The sequence below is a fragment of the Lactococcus sp. S64 genome, from assembly GCF_016516525.1.
Classification (GTDB): domain Bacteria; phylum Bacillota; class Bacilli; order Lactobacillales; family Streptococcaceae; genus Lactococcus; species Lactococcus lactis.
In genome coordinates, this window is sequence record NZ_JACVUQ010000004.1 from 113,267 (window position 1) to 137,566 (window position 24,300).

Genomic DNA, 24,300 nt, shown 5'->3' on the forward strand with positions numbered 1-24,300 from the left:
AAATTTATAATTACTCATTTTTATGTTAAAATATTCCTATGAATACGAATAAAAAAAATAATACAATTCTTTTTACAATCTTTGGGATTGTCTTAGTTATTGTCGTTGGACTCCTTGTTTTCTTTGCAAATCGTCCAAAAACAACTGATAATACAGCAAGTAGTACAAGCACTTCTTCAAGCCAAAAAGTTGATTATCCAACAAATTATAAATTACATGATGCAGTAAAAAATTCTACAACTGCCCTTAATGATTTGACTTTGCCACAACTTTCTACAACTGTTGCTGAGGATGAAGCTGAGGTCGAAATTAAAACGACTGCTGGAAATATCAATATTAAACTTTTCCCTAAATTGGCCCCTAATGCGGTTCAAAATTTCCTTGTTCTTGCCAAAAATGGTTACTACAAAAACAATGAATTCTTCCGTGTCATCAAAGATTTCATGATTCAATCTGGTGACCCTTCTAATCAAGGAACTGGTACTGCTTCAATTTTTGGTGGGAAAACATTTGATACTGAAATTTCTAATCAACTGTACAATATCCGTGGCGCACTTGCTTTAGCAAATACCGGCCAAGCAAGCTCTAGCAGTTCACAATTTTTCATTGTGCAAAATTCCCAAGATATGACCAGTCAAATTCAAGACAAAACTAAATATCCTCAAAAAATAATTGATGCTTATAAAAAAGGGGGATACCCTAGTTTAGACGGAAGTTACACTGTCTTTGGTCAAGTTATTTCAGGAATGGATGTCGTTGATAAAATCGCGAAAGCCGAGGTTACATCAAGTGGTTCTGGCGAAGCTTCATCTCCTGTTGACCCTGTAAAAATTAAATCTGTTAAAATTCTTAAAAACTGGAAATTTTAATAAATAAAAAGTTTTTCATATCTTCTGGCATGTCTAATTCAACATGAACCATTTCGTCAGTAAAAGGATTTAAGAACTGTAAATGGTGACAGTGAAGGGCTTGACGTGAAATCAAATCATGATTTCCACCGTATAAATCATCACCAATTAAAGGATAACCCAAATGAGAAAAATGAACACGAATTTGGTGAGTTCTGCCTGTATGCAAAATAATATCAAGAAGGGCTAAATCATTTTTTCGCTCAGCAACAACGTAAGAAGTCAGGGCATCTTTTGCTTTTTCATCAAAGCGAACTTGCCTTTGAATAATCGAATCATCACGACGTCCAATTGGTAAATCAATTCGACCAGAATCTGGCAAATCTTGGCCATTTACAATAGCAAAATAGCGTTTTTCCATCGTGTCGCGAAATTTATGTTGATTCATTAAAGCATGTGCATAACGATGTTTAGCTAAAAACATGATTCCACTGGTATCACGGTCTAGTCTAGTGATAATATGCACCGTTTGATTAGCATAATTTTTTTGACTAATATATCCTTTGACAGCATTTGACATGGCACCAGTCGGATGCAAGGACCCTGTAATTGATGGCTTGCCTGCTGGCTTTTCAACCACTAAATAGTGGTCATCTTCAAATAGGACATTGAGTGGAAAATCATCAGGAATTAACTTTTCATTATCTGGCTCATCTGGGACTGTGACCGTCACCAAATCATCTTTTTCCAGACGATAAATGGCATTTTTTTCCTGACCATTAACTGTTATTTTTCCACCATCAAATTTTACTTTTGTCAGCAATCTCCTAGAAATACCGTGACGGCTTAGCATTGACTTAACCATGCTTCCTTCAATCTCGTTTCTAAAAGCAAACTGCATTACTCAACCTCCCCAATAAAGGACTTACTGACCCGTTCCCAAAATGGTGTGTGAGCACAATTTGCAAAAGAAATCGTTGTTCCATCCAAAGAAAACTCAATTGATTTGATATTTTTGTATTCAAAAGTCAACTGATCAAAAGTCAAACTATAATCATCCTCTGGCGCAGGACAAACGGTAATTGTATCTTTCTCAGCTACAATCATTGGTGAACCTAATGTTCGATAAACGACATTGTTCAAACTTGCAATTTCAGCAACTTGCATTGCTTTTACTCGCGGATGAACAACGGCTCCTCCAATTGATTTATTGTAAGCCGTTGAACCTGTTGGAGTTGAAATTGACAAGCCGTCCCCACGAAAACGTTCAAAAAGATAATCAGAAATTCTAACATCCCCAACCATCGTTTTACTTGCACGTCGAATCGTTGCTTCATTGAGAACATGTCGTACAATTTGATATCCGTCAGTAAAACTAACTTGAACACGAATGAGTGGATAGTGAATCGCTTGAGCTGGATTTTCATCATAAAGAGCCTCTACGACTTCAAACAAATCTTCGTCAGTAAAATCAGTATAAAAGCCCAAATGCCCCGTATGAACACCCAAAAATCGCACACGATCTAGCTGATATTCGTACATGTGCATTGCTCTTAAAAGCGTCCCATCTCCTCCAACTGAAATCACAATTTCAGGATTAATATCATCAAAAACGAAATGTTCAGCTTTCAAAATCTTGCTCAATTTATTGAGCGTTTTTTTGGATTTTTCACTCGAATTTCCAATAAGCCAGACTTTTTTACCAAAGTTCATTTTCTTCACCATTTTCTTTTTTAAAGTCTTGTTTTTGCTGAGGACTATCAAAAAGTAACTGTGCTTCTTGAATATCCTCACGGATTTCACCCATTTCCAAATCAAGTTGAGCAGCTTCACGCGCTGCATTAGTCAATCTTGCCTTGACATCCTCAGGAATCAGGCCCCCGTACTTGTAATTAAGGGAGTGTTCAATTGTTGCCCAAAAATTCATGGCTAAAGTTCTAATTTGAATTTCAGCATTGACAATTTGGAAACCATCAATTGTATCAATTGGATATTCAACAATTACATGATAAGAACGGTAACCAGAAGCTTTTTGGTTATTAATATAGTCACGTTCTTCAATAATTTTAAAATCTTTGCGTTTACGCAAAAGCTCCAATACATCCCAAACATCATCAACAAACTGGACCATCACTCGAACACCAGCAATATCTTCCATGTCAGCTAAATTTTCGCGTGTGTAACCACGAAGTTTGGCCTTATTTCTGATTGATTCTCGACGTTTCACGCGCCCCGTAACAAATTCAATCGGAGAATAAAGTCCTTTCTTCAAATATTGCTTACGAACGCCCCGAAATTTTATTTTTAACTCACCAACTGTTTGGATATAAGGGTCCAAGAATTCTTCCCAATTAAACATTTTTTCACTTTGCAAAAGCAATTGCTCTCACATACTCCTTTTTTGAGTATTTAAATCTTAAACGATTTCTGACTTCTATATTTATTAGAATCACATCTAATATTTTAACATAAGTTTGCTTTATTCACATTATTGCTACTTAAATGCTTTAAATTTCAATAAAAAAAGAGCAATCATTTTGCCCTTTTTAGTTCTTAATTATATTTTTTACTTTTATCTTTTTTGAAAAATATCTCTGTAGTTCAATAACAATAATGATTGAAACGATAATCAATAAAGTCCATGAAGAGATTTTACCTAAATCAACAAATTGCCAAGCTTTTAACTGATAAGAATAAGTCCAAGCACTAAAATAAGAACCAATATTCTCTGCAAAATAAATAAAGAGACCGATTAAAAAGAAACTCAAAATTGCCGGCATTTGATAACGTTTTGTCCGCAATACAAAAGTAAATTTAGTTTTCCAGAAAATCATTAAAATAAAGAGATAAAAGATATTTCTGAAATCAAAGCCAAAGGTTCCACTAAAAAAGTTGAGATAAATAAGAACAGAAATACCAATGGACATCAACCAATGCGGCCAATTGATTGCTTCTAAATCAAACTCTTTTATTGCCCGAACAATATATGAGCCAATTGCCGAGTACATAAAAGCACTGTATAAGGGAACATCCATAATTTTAAATAAGCCGGCATCTGGATAGGACCAACTCCCATGCTTTACTTTAAATATTTCTAAAATCATTCCCAAAACATGGAAGACCATGATTGGAATTAAATCATAAGCTCGCTCATATTTGCTGACCAAAAGTATCATTTGAATGACGATGACACAAATCAATAAAGTGTCATAACGTGCAAGATGTGGAATTTTGATGAAGGTAGTCACAATTAATGACAGAATAATGGTAATTCCAAAAATTGCTGACCGAAATTGTTTCAAACCAAAATCCCAAAAATCTTTTAAATGATATTTCTCTTCTACTTTTTCCATAGCCTTAATTCTATCATATTTTCTGTCCTTGTCTAGTCTCCTTCATTTTTAAAACTTCCCTTTGTTTCTCTGCTTTGAGCCAGCTTTTCTCCCTCTTCAACTTAGGGCGCAACTTTACTTATAGTCAGCCTTTTGATATACTTTTAATTAATATATCGTTTAACCCAACTGAAAGGAAAGATATTTTCTTTAGAAAATTATCTTAAAAATTAATTAATGAGTACGAATTTGGAGATTGAGTATAAGTCGCTATTGTCGCTGGCTGAGTATGACCAGCTCAAAAAACTCTTTACTCACGTAACCCCTGTTAGGCAAACTAACCACTACTTAGATTCAAAAGATTTTAAATTACGCAAGAAAAAATTGGCTTTGCGTATTAGAACTTTTGATAAGTCCGCAGAAATGACTTTAAAAGTTCCGCAAGAAGTTGGAAATATTGAATATAATATTGATCTCAGTCTTGAAGAAGCTCAACAACTCCTTGGCGAGCGAAATATTGTCTGTGGAGAGACTGATTTAAGTGAAATCTGTGAGTTACTAACTGCACGAGATATTAATCTTGAGGAAATCACTTTAATTGGAAGTTTGACGACGATTCGTTATGAGCAACATCTTCCAATTGGGCTTGCTGCATTAGACAAGAATGATTATCTAGGGCATACTGATTATGAGCTTGAGCTTGAAGTAGATGACAGCAAACAAGGGAAAAAAGACTTTTTTGACTTTTTAGATAAAAATCGAGTTGAATATCGTTTTTCAAAATCCAAAGTTGTTCGTTTTTTAGACTGTTTAAGACATTTACGAAAATAATTTTTAAAATTTTACTGACAGAATCCTGTCAGTATTTTTTTATAAAAAAAATGTCTGACAAGCATCAGGCAGTTTTTTCAATTTGTTCTAAGTATTGTTGTAAGAGGGCATGAGGACAATCTTCAATTTTCAAACATTCCTCATTAGTCATAATCAGACTTGCTGGAGAAGCTTGAAAATCATTTTTTCTAAAATCTTTTAACATTAAAGCGAGATGTCTTTTAGCAAAAGAACGATATTCCATAAAATTCAGAGTAGACACGCCGATTTCTTTCAAAATCTGCTGACGAACTTGAACTGTATAATCTAAAATCGTCGTTTCTTCTAAAACATCCTGCAACAATAAGAGAAAAGCTCTTCCTTGTTTTCGTCCGTAAAGATTTACAGTTAGATAATCAAGTGATACTTTTCGCAAACGGTCATAACAAGCATTTAACGAAACAATATTTTTAGGCAAATCTTCTGCATCCCGTAGTTGCTTAGCCGCAGGTAAAGTGACAATCGGATATAAATGCCAATCATTATGATCAAATGGTTCTAAATGGTCTAAAATGGGAGTGAAGTAATAATGAGTCTCCAACATAGTTTTTCTTCCTTGGTTTTGGGTATCGTTTCATGGTTGAGAAGAAGTGATAATCAGAATCTATAGAATACAACTTTTTTCCAAATTCCAAACTTCATCTAATGAAGCAGTATTACTCTACCAAGTCTCCTCTCTTTTTTTTACTATATTAACAAAAAAAGTCTGCTCACTCAAATAATACACAATACCAATTACATTATTGACACGTGAGCTCACTTTTATTCCCTTACTTACAAGCGCTCAATTTCCTCTTTAACGGCAAGATTAGTTTGAGCAAAAGCTTCAGAAAAGTTTTGGTCAAGTTCTTTAATATGACCCACACGTACCTTTTTAACAAATTTCAAATCTTTTAATTTACTCAATAAATCTGAAAGATTTTCATTATTGACATAGAGTAAACTATAATTTGATTTTTGGCTTGTATAAACCACATCGCCAAATTTACTTAATTGTCTTGTTCCTTTATATGAATAGCAATAAACATAAACTGCGATTCGCTCCTTTATAAAAAGGGGGCGAATTTCTTTTTTCTCAATGCTTTCCATGATGTCGTCCATGTTGCCCTCCTTTCAACGGTAAATTCTCATCAACATAAATCTGTTCCGAAATACTATTTGTAATTTTCTTAGTCAAAGCTGTCAAAATTTGTTGAAGGTCATTTTCTGCCAAACGAAAGGCATAAACCTTCTCATTCAAATTTATTTCATGCTGAAGCGCTCTTAGCTCTGGGCGAAAAGCGATATATTCAGAATTATCCTGTAAAGTTTTAAGCTGACTTTGTAAATTTTCATCTGCCATAAAATCAGCTTTAGCTTTCTGATAAGCTTCAACTTCTGGAAATTTCAAAAACTCGTCCATTATCTTTTCTAACAAATTATCTATTTCCAATAGATTTTGGTCGATTATTAACATATTTTTATTATATCATAAATATCAAATGATACACTTTACTGTTATTTTTAGCAAAAAAGAATATGACTCTTGATACAAATTTATTAATTTGGTATAATAATTAACACATTATTGGAATTATCTGATAATTTAAGGGAGGAAAACTTTTGGAAAATCTTCAAGAGAAACATGAAGCTCAACGGGGCTTACAGAACCGACATATTCAACTTATTGCTATTGCTGGAACGATTGGTACCGGACTTTTTCTAGGAGCTGGGAAAACCATTCAAATGACTGGTCCAAGCGTTATCTTTGCTTATATTCTTATTGGGATTGCGATGTTCTTTTTCTTAAGAACAATCGGAGAAATGCTTTACAACGACCCTAGTCAGCATTCATTTTTAAATTTTGTCACAAAATATTCAGGCGTCAGGACAGGTTACTTCACTCAGTGGTCTTATTGGTTAGTTATTGTTTTTGTTTGTATCTCTGAATTGACAGCAATCGGAACTTATATTCAATTTTGGCTTCCTCAGGTTCCACTTTGGTTGATTGAAATTGTCATGCTAGCTCTTCTTTTTGGACTTAATACTTTAAATTCTCGCTTTTTTGGTGAAACTGAATTTTGGTTTGCGATGATTAAAGTAGCAGCAATCATTGGAATGATTGTCACTGCGATTATTTTAGTAGCTGGTAATTTTCACTATAGCACTGTTTTAAGCGGAAAAACCGTTCATGACTCTGCTTCACTAAACAACATTTTTGATGGCTTTCAACTCTTCCCACACGGTGCTTGGAACTTTGTTGGTGCCTTACAAATGGTTATGTTTGCCTTTACTTCTATGGAATTTATTGGAATGACTGCGGCAGAAACAGTTAATCCTAAAAAGAGTTTACCAAAAGCAATTAATCAAATTCCAGTACGTATTTTACTTTTCTATGTTGGAGCACTTTTGGCTATTATGGCTATTTTCAACTGGCACTATATTCCGGCTGATAAATCTCCATTTGTTATGGTTTTTCAACTTATTGGAATCAAATGGGCAGCGGCGCTCATTAACTTTGTTGTCCTGACTTCTGCTGCTTCAGCGCTTAATAGTTCATTATTTTCAGCAACACGAAATATGTACTCACTTGCTCAACAGCATGACAAAGGAAGATTAACTCCTTTTACAAAACTTTCTAAGGCGGGAATTCCTATCAATGCCCTTTATATGGCAACTGCTCTCTCGCTTTTGGCTCCTGTCCTGACTCTTATTCCTCAGATAAAAAATGCTTTCGATTTTGCAGCCTCTTGTACGACTAATTTATTTTTAGTGGTTTACTTTATTACCCTCTACACTTATTGGCAATATCGCAAATCTGAAGATTACAATCCTAAAGGTTTCTTGACACCAAAACCTCAAATTACCGTTCCCTTTATCGTAGCTATCTTTGCAATTGTCTTTGCTTCTTTGTTTTTCAATGCTGATACCTTTTATCCGGCCTTGGGAGCAATTGTCTGGACAATTTTCTTTGGACTCTACTCGCACTATAAAAAAATCTAAGCGAGTCATCTTTTCCTAGACAGAGTGACTTCTGAAAAACTAAATGAAAAAGCGTATAATATAATATTATGAATACAAATCAAAATGAAGAAAATAAGCCCTCACAACGTGGTTTAAAAAATAGGCATATTCAACTTATTGCCATTGCTGGAACAATTGGTACGGGATTATTCCTCGGTGCCGGAAAATCGATTCACCTCACTGGCCCATCAATTATTTTTGTTTATTTAATAATCGGTGCGCTTATGTATATTCTCTTAAGAGCTATCGGGGAGATGCTTTACCAAGATCCCAATCAACATTCCTTTTTAAATTTTGTTTCACGTTATCTCGGTGAAAAACCTGGTTACTTTATTCAGTGGTCTTATTTACTGGTTGTTGTTTTTGTAGCTATGGCTGAGCTAATTGCTATTGGGACTTATATTAATTTTTGGTTGCCGGATTTACCAATTTGGATGACAGAAGTCTTTGTATTAGTTCTTCTAACTTTATTGAATACTTTAAATCCAAAATTTTTTGGAGAAACCGAATTTTGGTTTGGGATGATTAAAATTGTGGCGATTATTGGTTTGATTTTAACGGCAATAATCCTCATTTTTAGTCATTATCATACAGGAACTGATACTGTTAGTGTAACTAATATCACCAAAGGCTTCGAGTTCTTCCCAAATGGGCTTTCTAATTTCTTTGAAAGCTTCCAGATGGTCATGTTTGCTTTTGTTTCGATGGAATTCATCGGAATGACTGCAGCAGAAACAGATAATCCTAGACCAACTTTGAAAAAAGCGATTAACCAAATTCCAATTCGGATTGTCCTCTTTTATGTTGGGGCACTGTTGGCAATTATGAGTATCTACCAATGGCGCGATATTCCGGCTGATAAATCACCATTTGTTACCATTTTCCAACTCATTGGAATCAAGTGGGCAGCGGCTTTAGTGAACTTTGTCGTACTAACTTCTGCTGCTTCGGCTTTAAACTCTGCCCTCTTTTCAATCACTCGTAATCTTTATTCTTTATCAAAACTCAATAATGATAAAATACTTAAACCATTTACTAAATTTTCAAAAGCTGGTGTACCAGTAAATGCTTTACTTTTCACCTCATTATTAATTCTATTTACTCCATTCATCTCGATGATTCCTGCGATTTCTAATTCTTTTGTCTTTATTACAAGTGTCGCAACCAATCTTTTTCTAGTGGTTTATCTGATGACCTTAATTACTTATCTTAAATATCGGAAATCAAGCGATTTTGATCCTAAAGGGTTTGTTTTACCTGCAGCCCACATCTTTATTCCATTAGCCATTGCTGGATTTGTCCTAATCTTTATTTCACTATTCTGCTTTAAAGATACAATTGTTCCGGCCATTGGTTCTGTGATTTGGGTTCTTATTTTTGGACTATTTACTTTCTTTAAAAAAATAAAAACAGCTGAATAATCAGCTGTTTTTTTAATCTTCAAGTTCGAGTTCAATTTCTTCAGTTTCGACTACTTTTTCTTCTTTTTTAGCTTTAGTTGCCTTAGATTTTGTTGAAGTATCTTCTGTAGTTTCTGCTACTTCTGCTTCATCAAGAAGACCGTGTGCGGCACGAACTTTATGGTCAATTTCATCAAAGATTTCTTGATGTTCTTTGAGATAGTTCTTCGCTTTTTCTGCTCCTTGACCAATTTTTTCGTCATTGTAAGCAAACCAAGCGCCTGATTTTTTGATGATTCCTTCATCAACAGCAATGTTTAAAAGTTCACCGGTTCTTGAAATCCCTTCACCAAACATGATATCTACGAGAGCAACCTTGAATGGTGGAGCCACTTTATTTTTAACGACTTTGATTTTTGTGATTTTACCGATTTGGGTCTTGTTATCTCCAGAACCTTCTTCGATTTTTGTTGAACCACGTACATCAAGACGTACAGAAGCATAGAATTTCAATGCACGACCACCAGGTGTTGTTTCTGGCGAACCAAACATAACCCCAACTTTTTCACGCAATTGGTTGATGAAAATAGCTGTTGTTTTTGTTTTATTAATATGTCCTGCAAGTTTACGCATGGCTTGTGACATCATACGAGCTTGAAGCCCAACTGAACTATCACCAATTTCACCGTCAATTTCGGCTTTAGGTACCAAAGCTGCAACTGAGTCAATAACAACTAAGTCAACCGCACCAGATGTAATCAATTTTTCAGCAATTTGAAGCCCTTGTTCACCATAGTCTGGTTGTGAAAGTAAAAGTTCATCGATATTGACACCGAGCGCTTTTGCATATTCTGGGTCAAGCGCATTTTCAGCATCGATAAAGGCTGCAATTCCACCTTCTTTTTGAACCGCTGCAACGGCATGAAGAGCGACTGTTGTTTTACCAGAAGATTCTGGTCCGTAGATTTCAACGATACGTCCTTTAGGATATCCACCTGCACCAAGCGCAATATCAAGTGCAAGTGAGCCTGAACTTACTACTGACACTTTCTGGTTGGCTGCTTCGCCAAGACGCATAAGTGAACCTTTCCCAAAGTCTTTTTCAATCAGAGCAAGTGCATCTGCCAAAGCTTTGTCACGTTCAGCGCCATATTTTTTGGTAATATCATCAAAATTTGTTTTTTTCTTTGTTGCCAAATTTTATCTCCGTTATTCTTTATTTATTGTTTAATTATAGCATTTTTCAGGATTTTTTATAAGCCCCTATATTCTATCTATACGTTTTTTTATTAACTTTGTCACTGAGTTTTTTAAATTAATTTTTAAAAGCTGTCAGTAAAAATCAAGTCATTATTTTTGCTGACAGAATGGGCAAAAGTGGGTCCCCCGACCAGCCACTTTTATTTTTTGAATTTCATTGCCACAACGCACACATTTTTCCCCTGTTTTTCCATACACTCGTAATTCGTCCTGCATTTTTCCTGTTGAACCTAAAGCACTATAAGTTCTGATGCTTGAGCCGCCTAATTTAATTGCTTTTTGCAAAATTTCAATGATGGAATCATGTAAAAGATGAATAGAACTTTCTGTCAGTTGATTTGCCACTTTTTCTGGATGAATCTTTGCTAGCCAGAGCACTTCATCAACGTAAATATTTCCAAGTCCAGCCACTAATGTTTGTTCAAGTAGAAAAGGTTTAATTTTCTTTGTCGATTTCTGCAATTTTTCTCGGAAAATCTGTTCATCAAAAGTTTCATAAGTTGGCTCCGGACCAATGTTTTTCTTCAAAAAATATGGAAGGACTTGGTCAGTAAAAATCAATTCCCAAGTTCCAAATTTTCTTACGTCAGCATAAATTAATTGTTCGTCAGTAAATTTAAGGGCTAAATGGTCATGTTTTTCCATTGGAACATTGAGGCTTGCAAGTCGATATTTTCCTTCCATCCGCAGATGAGAAATCAAACGATCTTTCTCGCCAATTTCAAAAATTAAATATTTTCCGCGACGTGAAATGCCATGAATGGTTTTTCCTGTCAATTCTTTTTTCAATTGCTCAAAACCAGTTAAAACCATTCTTGGATAAGTGGCTTCTATAGATACAATTTTTTGTCCAACAATTCTTTTTTCAAGCTCTCTTCTCACTGTTTCAACTTCTGGTAACTCTGGCATTTTTCCCTCACATCAAAAAATTTACTAACAAGTCTGTCAGTAAATTTTAATTCATTTTTTACTGACAACTTTCTTTTGTATTCTTAATTAAATTTAAATATAAAAAAATCACTGACAATTTATCATTAGATAAGTTTCATCAGTGACTATTTTAACATTTCTCATTCATTTTTTTATGATAAAGATTTCAAAATTTATTTTCCAGAATCACCATAATTTGATAAGACGCGAGCTGATGGGTCAGTAACTTCTGCCCCAACCCAATCGCGATTTGGCATCCAAAAATCAAGAATCCAATCTTCATATCCTGGATAAAATTCTTCAAAAATCTCACGATACATCAATGATTCTTTGGTAAATGGTGTATGTTTTGGATACTTTTCACTGGCCTTTGCTAAGTCTTCATCAGAATATTTTTCGTCAGCAAATTCTTTTAAATAGTCAACCATTGAGTGACCAACAGCGTCAGAAAAAGCAGCTTTTTCTCTGAATAAAATCTCATCTGGCAATAGTTCAGTCCCTTCAAAAGCATGACGCAAGAGATATTTTCCTTTGCCATAAGTATTCAATTTTCTGCTGGGATTAATAGACATGACATAGGCCGCAAAATCCAAATCAGCAAAAGGAACACGCGCTTCAAGAGAATGAGCCGCTAAACAGCGGTCAGCCCGCAGGACGTCATACATATAAAGTTCATGCACTCGTTTTTGAGCTTCTTTTTGAAAGGCACCCGCTGATGGAGCAAAGTCAGTATATTTATAACCAAACATTTCATCAGAAACTTCACCAGTCATCAAAACTTTCAGTTCTGTATTCTCATGAATATATTTACAGATTAAATACATCCCAATAGAAGCCCGAATAGTTGTGATATCCCATGTTTCTAAGTGCCAAATCACTTCACGGACTGCTGAAAGTACATCTTCTTTTGTCATCAGAATTTCGGTATGGTCAGTTCGTAAGAAATCTGCCACTTCACGAGCATATTTCAAATCAATCGGATCGGTTTCCATTCCAATAGCAAAGGTTTTGATTGGACTTTCTAATTCCTTAGCTGCAATCGCACAAACCAATGATGAATCTAAACCACCTGACAAGAGATAGCCCATTGGAGCATCTGCATGAAGACGTTTTTTGACTGCACGTTCCAATTTGCGACGAATATGTCCTGAAATTTCAGCCAAAGGTTCTTCAACAATTGTTGAAACCTCAGCAATGTCATTAAAAACATGAAATTCACCATTGGCATAGTAGTAACCTGGAGGAAATGGCGTCACATCATTACATGTTGAAATTAGTGCTTTGGCTTCGGATGAAAACGAAATTTTGCCAGTTACTTTATTATAACCATAAAAAAGTGGACGAATCCCAAAGGGGTCACGAGCGGCAAAAATTTCAGCAGTGTTTTCATCAACCAAGACAAAAGCAAATTCAGCATCAAGCATTTTTACCATTGTTTCGATTCCAGTAGTTTCAAAAAGTGGTAAAAGAACCTCACAGTCAGAATCACCAGTAAATTTATAACCTTTTGTTTCCAAGAACTTACGGAGACTTAAAAAGTTATAGATTTCACCATTACACATAACTCTTTTGCCATTTAAACCAAAGGGTTGACGTCCCAAGTCTGATAAATCCATGATTGAAAGTCGGCAAAAACCAAAATCATTTCCCAAAGTATCACGAACATGCTGTTGGTCATCTGGTCCTCGATGCTCAATCAATTCCAAATTACTTTTAAACTCTTCTATCGTTAAATCAGATGTTTCCATAAATAAAAAACCGCACATAATTTCCCCCAATAATAATTATAATTTTCAATATTATATCACAATTGTCTGGAAATTTCATAATAAAACAAAAATAGCGACAATTCGCTATTTTCATTACATATAATCATCACGATTGTAGCCAAAGTCAGCTAAATCCATTTTTCGGTCGCGCCAGTCATTTTTGATTTTGACCCAAGTTTCAAGATAAACTTTATCCCCAAGCATAATTTCAATATCTCGACGAGCCATTTTCCCGATTTTACGAATCATATCGCCGCCTTTACCAAGAATAATCCCTTTTTGGCTCTTGCGTTCAACAATAATTGTTGCCATGATATGAATCTTTCCAGTTTCTTCATCTCGAGTCATTTGGTCAGTAGTGACTGCGATTGAATGTGGAACTTCTTCCCGAGTTAATAATAAGATTTTTTCACGAATCATTTCTGAAACAAGAAAACGCTCAGGATGGTCAGTGATTTGATCTTCTGGGAAATATTGAGGACCCTCGTCCAATTTTTCAGAGAGCGTATCAATTAATCTTTCTGTATTATTCCCTTGTTTAGCTGAGATTGGAACCACTTCAGAAAACTCCATTTGTGAAGTATAATCGGCTACAATTTCAAAAAGACGGTCAGGATGAATTTTATCAATTTTATTGACGACCAAAATGACAGGAACTTCTGCCTTTTTCAAGCGCTCAATAATCATATTTTCACCGGTTGAACGTGGTTCATCAGCCGCAACCATGAACAAAACGACATCACATTCACGTAAAGTCGAATAAGCAGATTGAACCATGAAATCGCCTAAAGCATTGTGTGGTTTGTGAATACCTGGCGTATCAATGAAAACAATTTGTTCATTTTCTGTAGTATAAATTCCTTGAATTTTATTTCTTGTTGTTTGAGGTTTATCTGACATGATGGCAATTTTTTGTCCCATCACGTGGTTCATAAATGTTGATTTTCCAACATTTGGACGACCTAAAATCGCCACAAATCCTGATTTAAATTTGTTATTTGTCATAGCGCTATTATAGCATAAAATCAGTTCTTTTTAAGTAAAATTCTAAAAAATGATTGTGAAAATTACTGACAGAATCATCAGTAAAGCTGACAAATTCTTTATTCGCCGATTTAAAGCTCATTAAGCAATCGCTTTAAACTGACGGAAAGCGACAGAGTTTTTAAAAATCATTTGTCATCTCCGTCAGCTTGTTAAATCCAATTATGTTCAGTGCAAATTTACTGACAGAATAATCTTGTATTCAAAAACTACTGACAGATTTATTGTTTAACTTTCAAACAATAAAATTACTGACAGCTGACAAAAGAAAAAATCATCAGCTAACTGATGATTCCTCTATTTACCGAAATTTCTTGATTATTTTTATTTGTCACCACGGCTACGCATTACGAAGCCAGCTGATTTTTCAGTTCCTGTGGTACGTTTACGAGGAGTTTTTTCTCCTTGTTTACGATCGTCAAAACGACGGTCATCACGTTTTCCACGGTAACCGCCACGGTTATCATCACGGTCTTTCCAGTTGCGTTTACGATCTCCACCGCGTTCGCCATCTTTACCATCACGATTTCCACGGTAACCGCCACGGTTGCCATCACGGTCGCCATTTCCACGACCTTTATAGCGTCCGCCGCCACCTTTACCTTTTTTCTTGAAGCCTTTTCCTTCACCATTATATGGCAATGGACGTTCAGCTGTAATCTTAACTTCTTCTTGATTATCAGGGTCTTTTACGCGACCTTGAAGAAGTAAAGCAACCAATTCTTTAGCATCAAATTTTTCAAGTAGGCTAGCTGCTTGTTTGTCAAATTTAGCCAATTTTGCTTTAGCTGAATCATCAGACAAATCACGAAGGACATCATCCATAGCTACTGAGAGTGACGCTTGGTAAGCTTCTTCTTTTGTAGGTGGTTTCAAGCCTTTCATTGGCTTTTTAGTCATATTTTCAATGGCACGAAGATAACCCATTTCATTGTATGAAACAAATGTTACTGAACGTCCTGATTTACCAGCACGGCCGGTACGACCGATACGGTGAACATAGCTTTCTTGGTCTTGAGTAATGTCGTAGTTATAAACGTGAGTAACTCCTGACACGTCGAGTCCACGAGCAGCAACGTCAGTTGCAACCAAAACGTCAATATGTCCTGCTTTGAAATCACGCAAAACAGCCAAACGTTTATTTTGGTCCAAATCTCCGTGCATTCCTTCAGCACGGTAACCGCGCAATTTAAGACCACGAATCAATTCATCAACACGACGTTTTGTACGACCAAAAACAATTGCAAGTTCTGGACGTTCAACATCAAGCAAACGAGTCAAAACATCAAATTTTTCAAATTCTTTTGTTTTTACAAAATATTGATCAATACGGTCAGCAGTCATTTCTTTGGCTGCAATTTTGATGTGTTCAGGATTCTTCATGAATTTCACACCAATTTTTTTGATGTCATTTGGCATTGTTGCTGAGAAAAGCAATGTTTGACGAGCTTCTGGTGTTTTTTCAATGATGAAATGAATGTCTTCCAAGAATCCCATATTCAACATTTCATCAGCTTCATCAAGAATCAAAGTTTCAAGTTGATCCAATTTAATTGCTTTACGTTTAATCAAGTCAACCAAACGTCCTGGTGTTCCCACAACAATATGTGCACCAGCTTTAAGGCCTTTAATTTGTTTTTCAATACTTGAACCACCAAAAACAGTCCGAACTTTAAGCCCTTTTGATTTACCAAAACGGAAAAGTTCTTCTTGTCCTTGAACCGCAAGTTCGCGGGTTGGAGCAATAACGAGTGCTTGAATAGCTGGATTAGAAGCATCAATTTTTTCAATTGTTGGAAGACCAAATGCTGCTGTTTTACCAGTTCCTGTTTGCGCTTGACCTAGAACGTCACGCCCTTCAAGTGCAAGTTTAATTGTTTGTTCTTGGATCGGTGTTGGTTGTTCATAACCAATCTCTGTAAGTGTATTTACGATTCCTTCTGACAGGCCGAGTTCACTAAATTTCATTTTTTACCTATATTTCTACTGCGTGTTCCCACGCCAAACTTTTTATTACAGGGTACGAAACCCTTGCTACAGGCGAAATTTATGTGACTCGCCTGACGTAACTTATCTATTATAGCATAATTTTTTGACTGAAAATGCTTACGCCCTTTACTTTTTTAAAATATTTTCATAAAAAATATACTGACAAAGCTGTCAGTAAATTTTTATGATATTTTTTAAAGAATATAAGCTTTTCTACTATATAAAATATCTGTCAGTAATTTTATACTGAAAATTGTTCCATTAATTCAACATCTGGATATTTATCTTTAAACCAACGCATGGCAAATTCATTTTCAAACAAGAATAAAGGATGGTCAAAACGATCTCGTGCCAAAATATTACGTGAACTAGACATTTTTTCATCTAAATCTTCTTCTTTAATCCAACGAACCGTTTTTGTCCCCATGGGTGTCATGATTGTTTCAGAATTATATTCACGCTCCATCCGGTCTTTAAAGACTTCAAATTGAAGTTGCCCAACCGCACCAAGCATAATATCACCAGTTGTATAAGATTTGTAGAGCTGAATAGCTCCTTCTTGTACCAATTGGTCAATTCCTTTTTGGAAAGATTTTTGTTTCATCACATTTTTCGCTTGGACACGCATAAAGAGCTCAGGGGTAAATGTTGGCAATGGTTCAAAAGATTTTTTCAATTTACCTGTGGTTAATGTATCCCCAACCTGATAAGTTCCAGTATCATAAACCCCAATAATATCACCAGCTACAGCATTCTCAACATTTTCTCGCGATTCAGCCATAAATTGTGTGACATTTGAGAGTTTCACTTTCTTACCCGTCCGAACAAGATTAACATCCATTCCTCGTTCAAATTCACCAGATACAATCCGAACAAAAGCAATTCGGTCACGGTGACGTGGGTCCATATTTGCTTGAATTTTGAAAATGAAACCAGAAAAATCAGGATTTAAAGGTTCAATTTCTTCTTCGTCCACCGTTTTGTGTGAATGAGGCTCTGGTGCATATTCTAAAAATGTTTCAAGGAAAGTTTCTACCCCAAAACTAGTTAAAGCCGAACCAAAGAAAACTGGTGTCAATTGCCCTGCAACAACTTCTTCCTCAGAAAATTGATTCCCTGCATCCAAAAGTAATTCAGCATCTTCTAAAGCTTGAGTAAAGAATGGATTTTTTGTCAAAGGATGACTAGCCGGCACTTCCCCATTTTCATCAAATTCAACAAAACGTTTGCCATCCTCAGGTTGATAAACTTCCACACGACCATGCGTAAAATCATAAAGACCTTGGAAATTTTTCCCCATTCCGATTGGCCAATTCATTGGTACACTAGCAATTCCAAGAATTTCTTCCAATTCAGAAAGTAAATCAAGCGGTTCACGTCCATCACGGTCAAGTTTATTAATGAAAGTGAAAACCGGAATCCCTCTGCGTTTTACAACTTGGAAAAGTTTTTTCGTTTGTGCTTCAATCCCTTTAGCACTGTCAATAACCATGACCGCAGCATCAACTGCCATCAATGTTCGGTAAGTATCTTCTGAGAAATCTTCGTGCCCAGGCGTGTCCAAAATATTAACACGTTTGCCTGCATAATCAAACTGCATAACAGAACTTGTTACAGAAATTCCACGTTCTTTTTCAATATCCATCCAGTCTGACTTAGCAAAATTACCAGTTTTACGAGCTTTTACAGTCCCCGCTTCCCGAATGGCTCCACCAAATTTCAACAATTGTTCAGTAATCGTCGTTTTACCAGCATCCGGGTGACTGATGATGGCAAAAGTCCGGCGTTTTTTTATTTCTTCTTGTAAAGTCATTTATACTCTCTTTTTCTTTAATTATTCATTTATATTTTTAATTTATTTTACATTGGTTAAGCCTCAAAAAAATAGTTCTTTTAATTATATCAAAATTTGCCCTGATTTTATAGTTGATTTTTATAAATCTTACCAACAAACTAAAGACTTAAAAAATTAATTTGATTGGTAATTAACCAAAAGAAAAAACAATCAGCAAAACTAATTGTTTTATCATTAAATTTTTTATTTATATAGTAGCGTTTTTCTTGTAAATTTCTGCCTCTGCTTCTGTTGAGAAAACAAAATGTCCTGGGGTAATTTCCCGCATTTCACGTTCTTGTCCATCCAATTCAGCCGTTGGGTCATAAACAATTGGAGTACGTTCCCGCTCAGAAATAGGGTCTGGTGACGGAATTGAGCTCAGCAAACTCTTAGTATAAGGATGAATTGGATGATTGTAAACTTGGTCAGAAGTTCCAACTTCCAAAATTTTCCCCCAGTGCATGACACCAATTCGGTCAGAAATATATTTAACCATTGACAAATCATGAGCGATAAACAAGTAAGTCAAGTTTTCTTTTGCTTGAATATCTCTCATCAAGTTAACAACCTGAGCTTGAATTGAAACATCAAGTGCTGAGATAGGCTCATCAGCTACGACAAATTTAGGTTTTACGGCAAGTGCACGTGCAATCCCAATCCGTTGACGCTGTCCACCAGAAAACTCATGCGGATAACGTGTCAAATGGTCATCATTCAATCCAACCAAACGTAAGAGTTCCAATACACGAGCATCACGTTCAGCCTTTGTTTTTACTAAACCATTGGCATCAAGTCCTTCAGCAACGATATCTTTAACGCGCATCCGTCCATTCAATGAAGCTTGTGGATCTTGGAAAATCATTTGTGCTTCTGAACGATACTCGCGCAACTCTGAACCTTTTAAATTACGAACATCTTTACCTTCAAAGAGAATTTCTCCACCAGTAATGAAATTATCATAAAGTTTAAGAATTGCTCGACCAATCGTCGTTTTACCAGAACCAGATTCTCCAACGAGACCAAATGTTTCTCCTTCATAAATATCTAAAGAAACATTATTAATTGCCTTATTAGCCCCTTTCTTTCCTTTATTAAAAGTCAAATCAAGGTTTTTTATTTCAATTACTTTTTTAGGTTCTGTCATTATTTATCCCCTTTCAATTCTTCCCAGCGTTTCCAGCGTGCCAAGATATTATCGGAAGGCGTTACTTTTGGTGCTCGTGGGTCTAAAAGCCAAGTTTTGGCAAAATGTGTTGGAGATACTTCAAAGTATGGAGGTTCTTCTTCAAAATCAATTGCCAAGGCAAATTTATTACGTGCTGCAAAGGCATCCCCTTTTGGTGGATTCAATAAATCAGGTGGAGTTCCTGGAATTGAAACCAATCGGTCCACACTTGAATCAACCGTTGGCATTGAATCTAAGAGTCCCCAAGTATATGGATGTTGTGGGTTATAGAAAATTTCTTCAACTGTTCCGTATTCAACAATTTCACCCGCATACATTACCGCCACTTTATGTGCAAAACCAGCAACAACTCCCAAGTCATGGGTAATGAAGACAATTGATGAATTAATTCTTTCTTGCAATTCAGCCATCATATGCATAATTTGTGCTTGAATTGTAACGTCAAGCGCAGTTGTTGGTTCATCTGCAATCAAGATTTCAGGGTCAGCAGCCAAGGCAATCGCGATAACTGCACGTTGACGCATCCCGCCTGACCATTGGTGTGGATAATCATTAATATGCACTTCGGCATCAGGAATTCCGACTTGTTGCATCAATTCGAGGGCCCGTTTCATGGCATCGGCCTTGCTCATTCCTTTGTTGTGTTTCAACAAAGGTTCAGCAATTTGTTTTCCAATACGCATTGTTGGGTCAAGAGAAGTCATTGGGTCTTGGAAAATCATTGAAATTTCATTTCCACGAATTTTTTGCCACTCTTCTTCTTTTAAATCAAGAAGGTTACGCCCTTTAAATAATAATTCACCTTGTGGTATTACCGCATTTTTCGCATTCAAGCCCATCAAAGTTTTTGTTGTTACTGATTTACCAGAGCCAGACTCACCAACAATCGCTAGGGTCTGCCCTTTTTCTAAATCAAAAGATACATCACGAATCGCTTTAACATCTCCAGCATAGGTGTGGAAATTGACATGCAAATTTTTAACTTCTAATACTTTTTCTTCTGCCATTTCTAATCCTCACTTGCTCTAGGGTCAAATGCATCACGCAAACCATCTCCAAAGAAGATAAATGTGAGTGAAAGCACAGACAATACTACTGCTGGAATAATCAATTGGAATGGATAGAATTGCAAGCTTGCAATCCCATCATTAATCAAAGTCCCCAAAGAAGACGTTGGCGGTTTAACCCCTAGGTTAATCGCTGATAAAACAGCCTCATACATAATCATACTTGGAATATCAAACATGATTTGGACAACAATAACCCCTGAAACGTTTGGCAACAAATGTTTTACTGCAATTTTCCAAGTAGATTGTCCTAAAGTTTTTGAGGCCAAGACGAAGTCACGCTCCTTATAGGAGAGAACCATGTTCCGTACCTGCCTGGCCATCCCGGTCCATGCAAATAGACCAATCGCAATAATAATTGATGAAATTCCTTGTCCCAAAAGTAGAGCAAGCATTGTTACTACAACTAAGTTAGGTACAGATTGGATGATTTCAATAATCCGTTGCATGACCATATCGACTTTTCCGCCCATCCAGCCGGAAATAATCCCATAGGTCACCCCGATTACTAAGTCAATCAAGGCGGCAGCAAGGGCAATAATCAATGAAATACGCAAACCAACAATTGTTCGTTTAGCTAATGAACGACCATATTTATCAGTCCCGAAGACATATTTGTCTTTGCTTGGAACATCTTGTGATTTATAGACATCTGTTCTTTCAGTAGAACCCGGTGCTTTAAATTCACCATTCCAAAATGGTAAATTACCTGATAGTTTTGGCGGAAGATTTCCATAAACTTGTGATTTATTTGGATCAAAGTAATTTGCCTTTGATTGTGGTACAACAAATGCTGAGATTACTGAGAAAACCAATGTAATCGCAATAATCCACATGGCAACCAAAGCTACTTTATTTTTCTTAAAACGACGCCAAGCATCTTGGAAAAAACTCAAGGCAGGTTTCGCAATTTTTTCTGTTGAATCTGAACCCTTTGAACCAACAAGGGTGAAGTCTTTATTTAAATTTTCCATTTCGACAAACCCTTTCTAGAGACGAACTCGTGGATCAACAATTGCAGTCAGAATATCTGTAACTAAGATAAATAGCATCAAGATTACTGCATAGACAATTGTTGTTGCCATAATAACTGGGAAGTCTTTGGCTGGAATTGAATCAACAAATTGTGAACCAATCCCGGGGATTGAAAAGATTTTTTCAATCAAGACCGAACCTGTCAAAAGATTGGCAGCCATTGGCCCAATCAAAGTCAGCATTGGAATCAATGAATTACGCAATGCATGTTTATTGACCACTTCTTTTTCAGAAAGTCCTTTAGCACGAGCTAACAAGATGTAGTCAGAAGATAAAGACTCAATCATTTCAGAACGAACAAAACGAGTTACCACAGCCATTGGAGCAAAAGAAAGAGCGATTGTTGGCATAATTGTTTGTGAGAAGGTTCCCCAACCAGAAATTGGGAAAAGATTCAAATTAAATCCTAAGTAAAGAAGGATTAAGGTACCAATTACGAATGAAGGAACTGAAATCCCAAGGACTGAAACAAAACCGAAAATTCCATCAAGGATGCCATTTTTACGACGAGCGGAAGCTTTTCCCATAAAGGCTCCAAGAATTGTCCCAAGAATAAGCGCTTGAACTCCAAGTTGCATTGAAACTGGTAAACGTTGAGCGATCATTGTAATAACAGGTTGGTTTGTATAAACAAATGATGTTCCAAAATTACCTGTGAACATGTGTCCTACATAGATAAAGTATTGTTGCCAAAGCGGTTTATCCAAACCATAGGCATGTTTTAAAATTTCCAGTTGATCTGGCGTTAGTTTGGGATTTGAGAAAGGTGTTCCGGGCATGACTTGCATCATAAAGAAAGTCAATGTCACAATCAGGAACAAAGTCAGAAGCAAAAGCCCCAAACGTTTAAGAATATATTTAATCATAAAAAATTTCCTAATCTAAGCAAAAGATAGGGTTGGCAATCTGCCAATCCTAACTTTCTTGCTCTAAAACTCTATTATTATTTGAGGTAAGCTGTTTTGAAGTCATACATTAAACCAGTTGAACCAAAGCGTACATCCTTAAGGTTAGGATTACGGAGGACTGGAGTTGTACGGAAGTACAGCGGATTGAGATTTGATTCTGTATAAAGTGCTTCTTCAGCCGCTTTATAGTCTGCATAGTGCTTTTCAGGATCAAGCGCATCTGTTACTTCAGCTGCTTTAATGGCTTTATCATAAGTAACGTTATTGATTTTACCATTATTATTTGGTCCATCTTTTACAAATAAATCAAGGAAAGTTGACGGTTCAGCATAGTCACCACCCCAAAGTGAGATAACCATATCAAAGTTACCAGTAGTAGAGTCATTCAAACGTTGTTTAAATGGTACTGATTTGATATTCAAAGTCAAACCTGGAAGTTGTTTTTCCCATGCTTGTTTAAGGAAAGTTGCTGAGTCTTTAGAAGCTGATGTATCATCAGTTGTTAAAGTCAAAGTAAGTTTAGTTTCGCCAATTTCGCTCAATCCTTTAGCCCAAGCTGCTTTAGCTGCTGTGGCATCGTATTTATATGGTTGTGCTGCATACTTAGCAAAGTCTTCACCAGTATTTGTTTTAGCCATACCCGCTGGTGTTAAGCCTGTCGCAGGATTCGAAGCAGGCGTTACTGTATCAACATATTGTTGGCGGTCAGTAGCAAGGTTGAAGGCTTCACGAATGTTCTTGTTAGCAAGAGCTTTATTTTTCCCAGATTGATTATATTGAATGTAAGCTGTTGTTGCTTCATCCAAAGATACGACATCTTTATTATTTTTATTTGCTTTGAAAAGGTCTGGGTCACCAATACTTGCTTGGACAATCTTACCTTGTTTATAAAGGTTAAATGAAGTTTTAGGGTCTTGAACCACTTGGAAGTCGATTTCTTTAGTTTTAACTGCACTCTTATCCCAATAATCATCATTCTTCACGATTGAGAATGTTTGGTTTGAACCGTTCCAACCTTTTGATTTTTCAAATTTATATGGTCCTGAGTAAACCATTTTTTCTGAAGATGTTCCGTATTGTTTCCCGTATTTTTCAACTACTTTTTGGTTGAGTGGGTAATAAACAGAGTTAGCTGTCAAGAATTCAAAGTATGGTGTTGGTTGTGCAAGGGTAACAACAAATGTTTTGTCATCAGTTGCTTTAACACCAAGTGTTGATTTATCAGCTTTACCACCATTAATCTCGTTGGCGTTTTTAACTGGGCCAAGGAGGTATCCGTATTCTGAAGCAGTCGCTGGATCAACCGCACGTTGCCAAGAATAAACGAAGTCTTTAGCTGTCAAAGCATCACCGTTTGACCATTTCAAGCCATCACGAAGATGGAAAGTATATGTCAAGCCATCTTTTGATACATCAACTGATTTTGCCAATTCTGGCTGTGCTTTACCATCTTTGTCCACACGTGTCAAACCAGCATTGGTATTACCAATAATGATATTTGAATATGTATCTGTCGCGAGTGATGAATCCAATGTTTGAATAGGTGATGTCAAATTCCATTGAATGTCTTTTGATGATGACGATGAGCTAGAACCGCTATTGCCGCATGCTGCAAGCAAAGCTGCCGAACCAAGTGCAACTGTACCTAAGGTAACTTTTTTCCAAGTCTTCATGTAATTTCCCTCTTTCATGAATTGTGTCTGACTTCGCAATTTTTATTATTGTCAGAAAATTTATTATATTGGTATTATACTTAATTCAACCTGAATTGTAAAGTATAATGGTTATGTTTTCTGAAAATTAACATTTAATTTTTAAATAG

The 24,300-nt window shown here is 36.0% G+C and carries 22 protein-coding genes; 4 read left to right on the forward strand and 18 right to left on the reverse strand.

What is annotated here, in order from left to right; all coding sequences use genetic code 11:
* The first annotated feature begins 38 nt into the window (after positions 1–38).
* A complete protein-coding gene (locus IAE51_RS05905) occupies positions 39–869 on the forward strand; it encodes a peptidylprolyl isomerase (RefSeq protein WP_003131617.1) in 831 nt (276 codons plus the stop codon).
* On the opposite strand, the gene IAE51_RS05910 is transcribed toward IAE51_RS05905, so the two are convergent.
* The 4 genes from IAE51_RS05910 to IAE51_RS05925 all read right to left on the reverse strand — a co-directional run bounded on the left by IAE51_RS05910 (position 850) and on the right by IAE51_RS05925 (position 4,201).
* A complete protein-coding gene (locus IAE51_RS05910) occupies positions 850–1,749 on the reverse strand; it encodes an RluA family pseudouridine synthase (protein ID WP_200094977.1) in 900 nt (299 codons plus the stop codon). The two genes, IAE51_RS05905 and IAE51_RS05910, sit on opposite strands and share 20 nt — an antisense overlap.
* Positions 1,749–2,561 carry an NAD kinase gene (locus IAE51_RS05915; RefSeq protein WP_003131619.1) on the reverse strand — a complete coding sequence of 271 codons (813 nt, stop codon included), beginning with the start codon at positions 2,559–2,561 and terminating at the stop codon, positions 1,749–1,751. The genes IAE51_RS05910 and IAE51_RS05915 overlap by 1 nt, the downstream gene beginning before the upstream one ends.
* Positions 2,548–3,207 (reverse strand): GTP pyrophosphokinase family protein, encoded by a 660-nt coding sequence (locus tag IAE51_RS05920; protein ID WP_058203389.1) that lies wholly within the window; start codon positions 3,205–3,207, stop codon positions 2,548–2,550. The genes IAE51_RS05915 and IAE51_RS05920 overlap by 14 nt, the downstream gene beginning before the upstream one ends.
* A gap of 187 nt (positions 3,208–3,394) precedes the next feature.
* Positions 3,395–4,201 carry a DUF817 domain-containing protein gene (locus tag IAE51_RS05925; protein ID WP_023163745.1) on the reverse strand — a complete coding sequence of 269 codons (807 nt, stop codon included), beginning with the start codon at positions 4,199–4,201 and terminating at the stop codon, positions 3,395–3,397.
* 216 nt (positions 4,202–4,417) lie between these two features.
* Here IAE51_RS05925 and IAE51_RS05930 point away from each other — a divergent pair, with 216 nt between their 5' ends.
* A complete protein-coding gene (locus tag IAE51_RS05930; protein WP_010905301.1) occupies positions 4,418–5,011 on the forward strand; it encodes a CYTH domain-containing protein in 594 nt (197 codons plus the stop codon).
* Positions 5,012–5,075: 64 nt separating this feature from the next.
* Here IAE51_RS05930 and IAE51_RS05935 read toward each other — a convergent pair whose 3' ends face one another.
* From IAE51_RS05935 to IAE51_RS05945, 3 genes are all read right to left on the reverse strand, one after another.
* Entirely contained in the window at positions 5,076–5,594 is a 519-nt protein-coding gene (locus IAE51_RS05935; protein ID WP_003131623.1) for a hypothetical protein, read from the reverse strand.
* A 230-nt stretch (positions 5,595–5,824) separates the two neighbouring features.
* Entirely contained in the window at positions 5,825–6,139 is a 315-nt protein-coding gene (locus IAE51_RS05940; protein WP_003131624.1) for a YlbG family protein, read from the reverse strand.
* Entirely contained in the window at positions 6,126–6,506 is a 381-nt protein-coding gene (locus IAE51_RS05945; protein WP_010905299.1) for a YlbF family regulator, read from the reverse strand. Before IAE51_RS05945 ends, IAE51_RS05940 begins: the two co-directional genes overlap by 14 nt.
* A gap of 146 nt (positions 6,507–6,652) precedes the next feature.
* Here IAE51_RS05945 and IAE51_RS05950 point away from each other — a divergent pair, with 146 nt between their 5' ends.
* On the forward strand, positions 6,653–8,032 hold the full coding sequence (locus IAE51_RS05950) for an amino acid permease (RefSeq protein ID WP_012897204.1): 1,380 nt from the start codon (positions 6,653–6,655) through the stop codon (positions 8,030–8,032).
* A gap of 68 nt (positions 8,033–8,100) precedes the next feature.
* Entirely contained in the window at positions 8,101–9,474 is a 1,374-nt protein-coding gene (locus tag IAE51_RS05955) for an amino acid permease (protein WP_003131627.1), read from the forward strand.
* 12 nt (positions 9,475–9,486) lie between these two features.
* Here the strand turns inward: IAE51_RS05955 and recA are convergent, their stop codons facing one another.
* The 11 genes from recA to IAE51_RS06010 all read right to left on the reverse strand — a co-directional run bounded on the left by recA (position 9,487) and on the right by IAE51_RS06010 (position 24,151).
* Complete coding sequence (gene recA / locus IAE51_RS05960) at positions 9,487–10,650, reverse strand: recombinase RecA (protein WP_033900453.1); 1,164 nt, start codon at positions 10,648–10,650, stop codon at positions 9,487–9,489.
* Positions 10,651–10,803: 153 nt separating this feature from the next.
* Positions 10,804–11,622, reverse strand: coding sequence for a DNA-formamidopyrimidine glycosylase (gene mutM, locus IAE51_RS05965; protein ID WP_143459092.1), 819 nt, complete (start codon positions 11,620–11,622; stop codon positions 10,804–10,806).
* A 194-nt stretch (positions 11,623–11,816) separates the two neighbouring features.
* Positions 11,817–13,409 carry an asparagine synthase B gene (gene asnB, locus IAE51_RS05970; protein WP_010905297.1) on the reverse strand — a complete coding sequence of 531 codons (1,593 nt, stop codon included), beginning with the start codon at positions 13,407–13,409 and terminating at the stop codon, positions 11,817–11,819.
* 96 nt (positions 13,410–13,505) lie between these two features.
* Positions 13,506–14,417, reverse strand: coding sequence for a GTPase Era (era, locus tag IAE51_RS05975; protein WP_003131632.1), 912 nt, complete (start codon positions 14,415–14,417; stop codon positions 13,506–13,508).
* 363 nt (positions 14,418–14,780) lie between these two features.
* Entirely contained in the window at positions 14,781–16,424 is a 1,644-nt protein-coding gene (locus IAE51_RS05980; RefSeq protein ID WP_012897199.1) for a DEAD/DEAH box helicase, read from the reverse strand.
* A 262-nt stretch (positions 16,425–16,686) separates the two neighbouring features.
* Complete coding sequence (locus IAE51_RS05985) at positions 16,687–18,258, reverse strand: peptide chain release factor 3 (RefSeq protein WP_015425810.1); 1,572 nt, start codon at positions 18,256–18,258, stop codon at positions 16,687–16,689.
* Between the two features lie 229 nt (positions 18,259–18,487).
* The gene (locus IAE51_RS05990) at positions 18,488–19,426 is read right to left on the reverse strand and encodes an ABC transporter ATP-binding protein (protein WP_168784680.1); all 939 of its coding nucleotides are present in this window, start codon (positions 19,424–19,426) and stop codon (positions 18,488–18,490) included.
* Positions 19,426–20,475 carry an ABC transporter ATP-binding protein gene (locus IAE51_RS05995; RefSeq protein WP_003131637.1) on the reverse strand — a complete coding sequence of 350 codons (1,050 nt, stop codon included), beginning with the start codon at positions 20,473–20,475 and terminating at the stop codon, positions 19,426–19,428. The genes IAE51_RS05990 and IAE51_RS05995 overlap by 1 nt, the downstream gene beginning before the upstream one ends.
* 2 nt (positions 20,476–20,477) lie before the next feature.
* Positions 20,478–21,509, reverse strand: coding sequence for an ABC transporter permease (locus IAE51_RS06000; protein WP_200094979.1), 1,032 nt, complete (start codon positions 21,507–21,509; stop codon positions 20,478–20,480).
* 15 nt (positions 21,510–21,524) lie between these two features.
* The gene (locus IAE51_RS06005; protein WP_003131640.1) at positions 21,525–22,436 is read right to left on the reverse strand and encodes an ABC transporter permease; all 912 of its coding nucleotides are present in this window, start codon (positions 22,434–22,436) and stop codon (positions 21,525–21,527) included.
* A gap of 77 nt (positions 22,437–22,513) precedes the next feature.
* Positions 22,514–24,151: a peptide ABC transporter substrate-binding protein gene (locus tag IAE51_RS06010; protein WP_058206233.1), complete on the reverse strand. Its 1,638-nt coding sequence runs from the start codon at positions 24,149–24,151 to the stop codon at positions 22,514–22,516.
* Positions 24,152–24,300: the final 149 nt, after the last annotated feature.

What these genes read in the sequence shown, in the direction of transcription:
- IAE51_RS05905 (WP_003131617.1), top strand. Translation starts at nt 39, where the DNA reads ATGAATACGAATAAAAAAAATAATACAATTCTTTTTACAATCTTTGGG.
- IAE51_RS05910 (WP_200094977.1), bottom strand. Translation starts at nt 1,749, where the DNA reads ATGCAGTTTGCTTTTAGAAACGAGATTGAAGGAAGCATGGTTAAGTCA.
- IAE51_RS05915 (WP_003131619.1), bottom strand. Translation starts at nt 2,561, where the DNA reads ATGAACTTTGGTAAAAAAGTCTGGCTTATTGGAAATTCGAGTGAAAAA.
- IAE51_RS05920 (WP_058203389.1), bottom strand. Translation starts at nt 3,207, where the DNA reads ATGTTTAATTGGGAAGAATTCTTGGACCCTTATATCCAAACAGTTGGT.
- IAE51_RS05925 (WP_023163745.1), bottom strand. Translation starts at nt 4,201, where the DNA reads ATGGAAAAAGTAGAAGAGAAATATCATTTAAAAGATTTTTGGGATTTT.
- IAE51_RS05930 (WP_010905301.1), top strand. Translation starts at nt 4,418, where the DNA reads ATGAGTACGAATTTGGAGATTGAGTATAAGTCGCTATTGTCGCTGGCT.
- IAE51_RS05935 (WP_003131623.1), bottom strand. Translation starts at nt 5,594, where the DNA reads ATGTTGGAGACTCATTATTACTTCACTCCCATTTTAGACCATTTAGAA.
- IAE51_RS05940 (WP_003131624.1), bottom strand. Translation starts at nt 6,139, where the DNA reads ATGGAAAGCATTGAGAAAAAAGAAATTCGCCCCCTTTTTATAAAGGAG.
- IAE51_RS05945 (WP_010905299.1), bottom strand. Translation starts at nt 6,506, where the DNA reads ATGTTAATAATCGACCAAAATCTATTGGAAATAGATAATTTGTTAGAA.
- IAE51_RS05955 (WP_003131627.1), top strand. Translation starts at nt 8,101, where the DNA reads ATGAATACAAATCAAAATGAAGAAAATAAGCCCTCACAACGTGGTTTA.
- mutM (WP_143459092.1), bottom strand. Translation starts at nt 11,622, where the DNA reads ATGCCAGAGTTACCAGAAGTTGAAACAGTGAGAAGAGAGCTTGAAAAA.
- asnB (WP_010905297.1), bottom strand. Translation starts at nt 13,409, where the DNA reads ATGTGCGGTTTTTTATTTATGGAAACATCTGATTTAACGATAGAAGAG.
- era (WP_003131632.1), bottom strand. Translation starts at nt 14,417, where the DNA reads ATGACAAATAACAAATTTAAATCAGGATTTGTGGCGATTTTAGGTCGT.
- IAE51_RS05980 (WP_012897199.1), bottom strand. Translation starts at nt 16,424, where the DNA reads ATGAAATTTAGTGAACTCGGCCTGTCAGAAGGAATCGTAAATACACTT.
- IAE51_RS05985 (WP_015425810.1), bottom strand. Translation starts at nt 18,258, where the DNA reads ATGACTTTACAAGAAGAAATAAAAAAACGCCGGACTTTTGCCATCATC.
- IAE51_RS05990 (WP_168784680.1), bottom strand. Translation starts at nt 19,426, where the DNA reads ATGACAGAACCTAAAAAAGTAATTGAAATAAAAAACCTTGATTTGACT.
- IAE51_RS05995 (WP_003131637.1), bottom strand. Translation starts at nt 20,475, where the DNA reads ATGGCAGAAGAAAAAGTATTAGAAGTTAAAAATTTGCATGTCAATTTC.
- IAE51_RS06000 (WP_200094979.1), bottom strand. Translation starts at nt 21,509, where the DNA reads ATGGAAAATTTAAATAAAGACTTCACCCTTGTTGGTTCAAAGGGTTCA.
- IAE51_RS06005 (WP_003131640.1), bottom strand. Translation starts at nt 22,436, where the DNA reads ATGATTAAATATATTCTTAAACGTTTGGGGCTTTTGCTTCTGACTTTG.
- IAE51_RS06010 (WP_058206233.1), bottom strand. Translation starts at nt 24,151, where the DNA reads ATGAAGACTTGGAAAAAAGTTACCTTAGGTACAGTTGCACTTGGTTCG.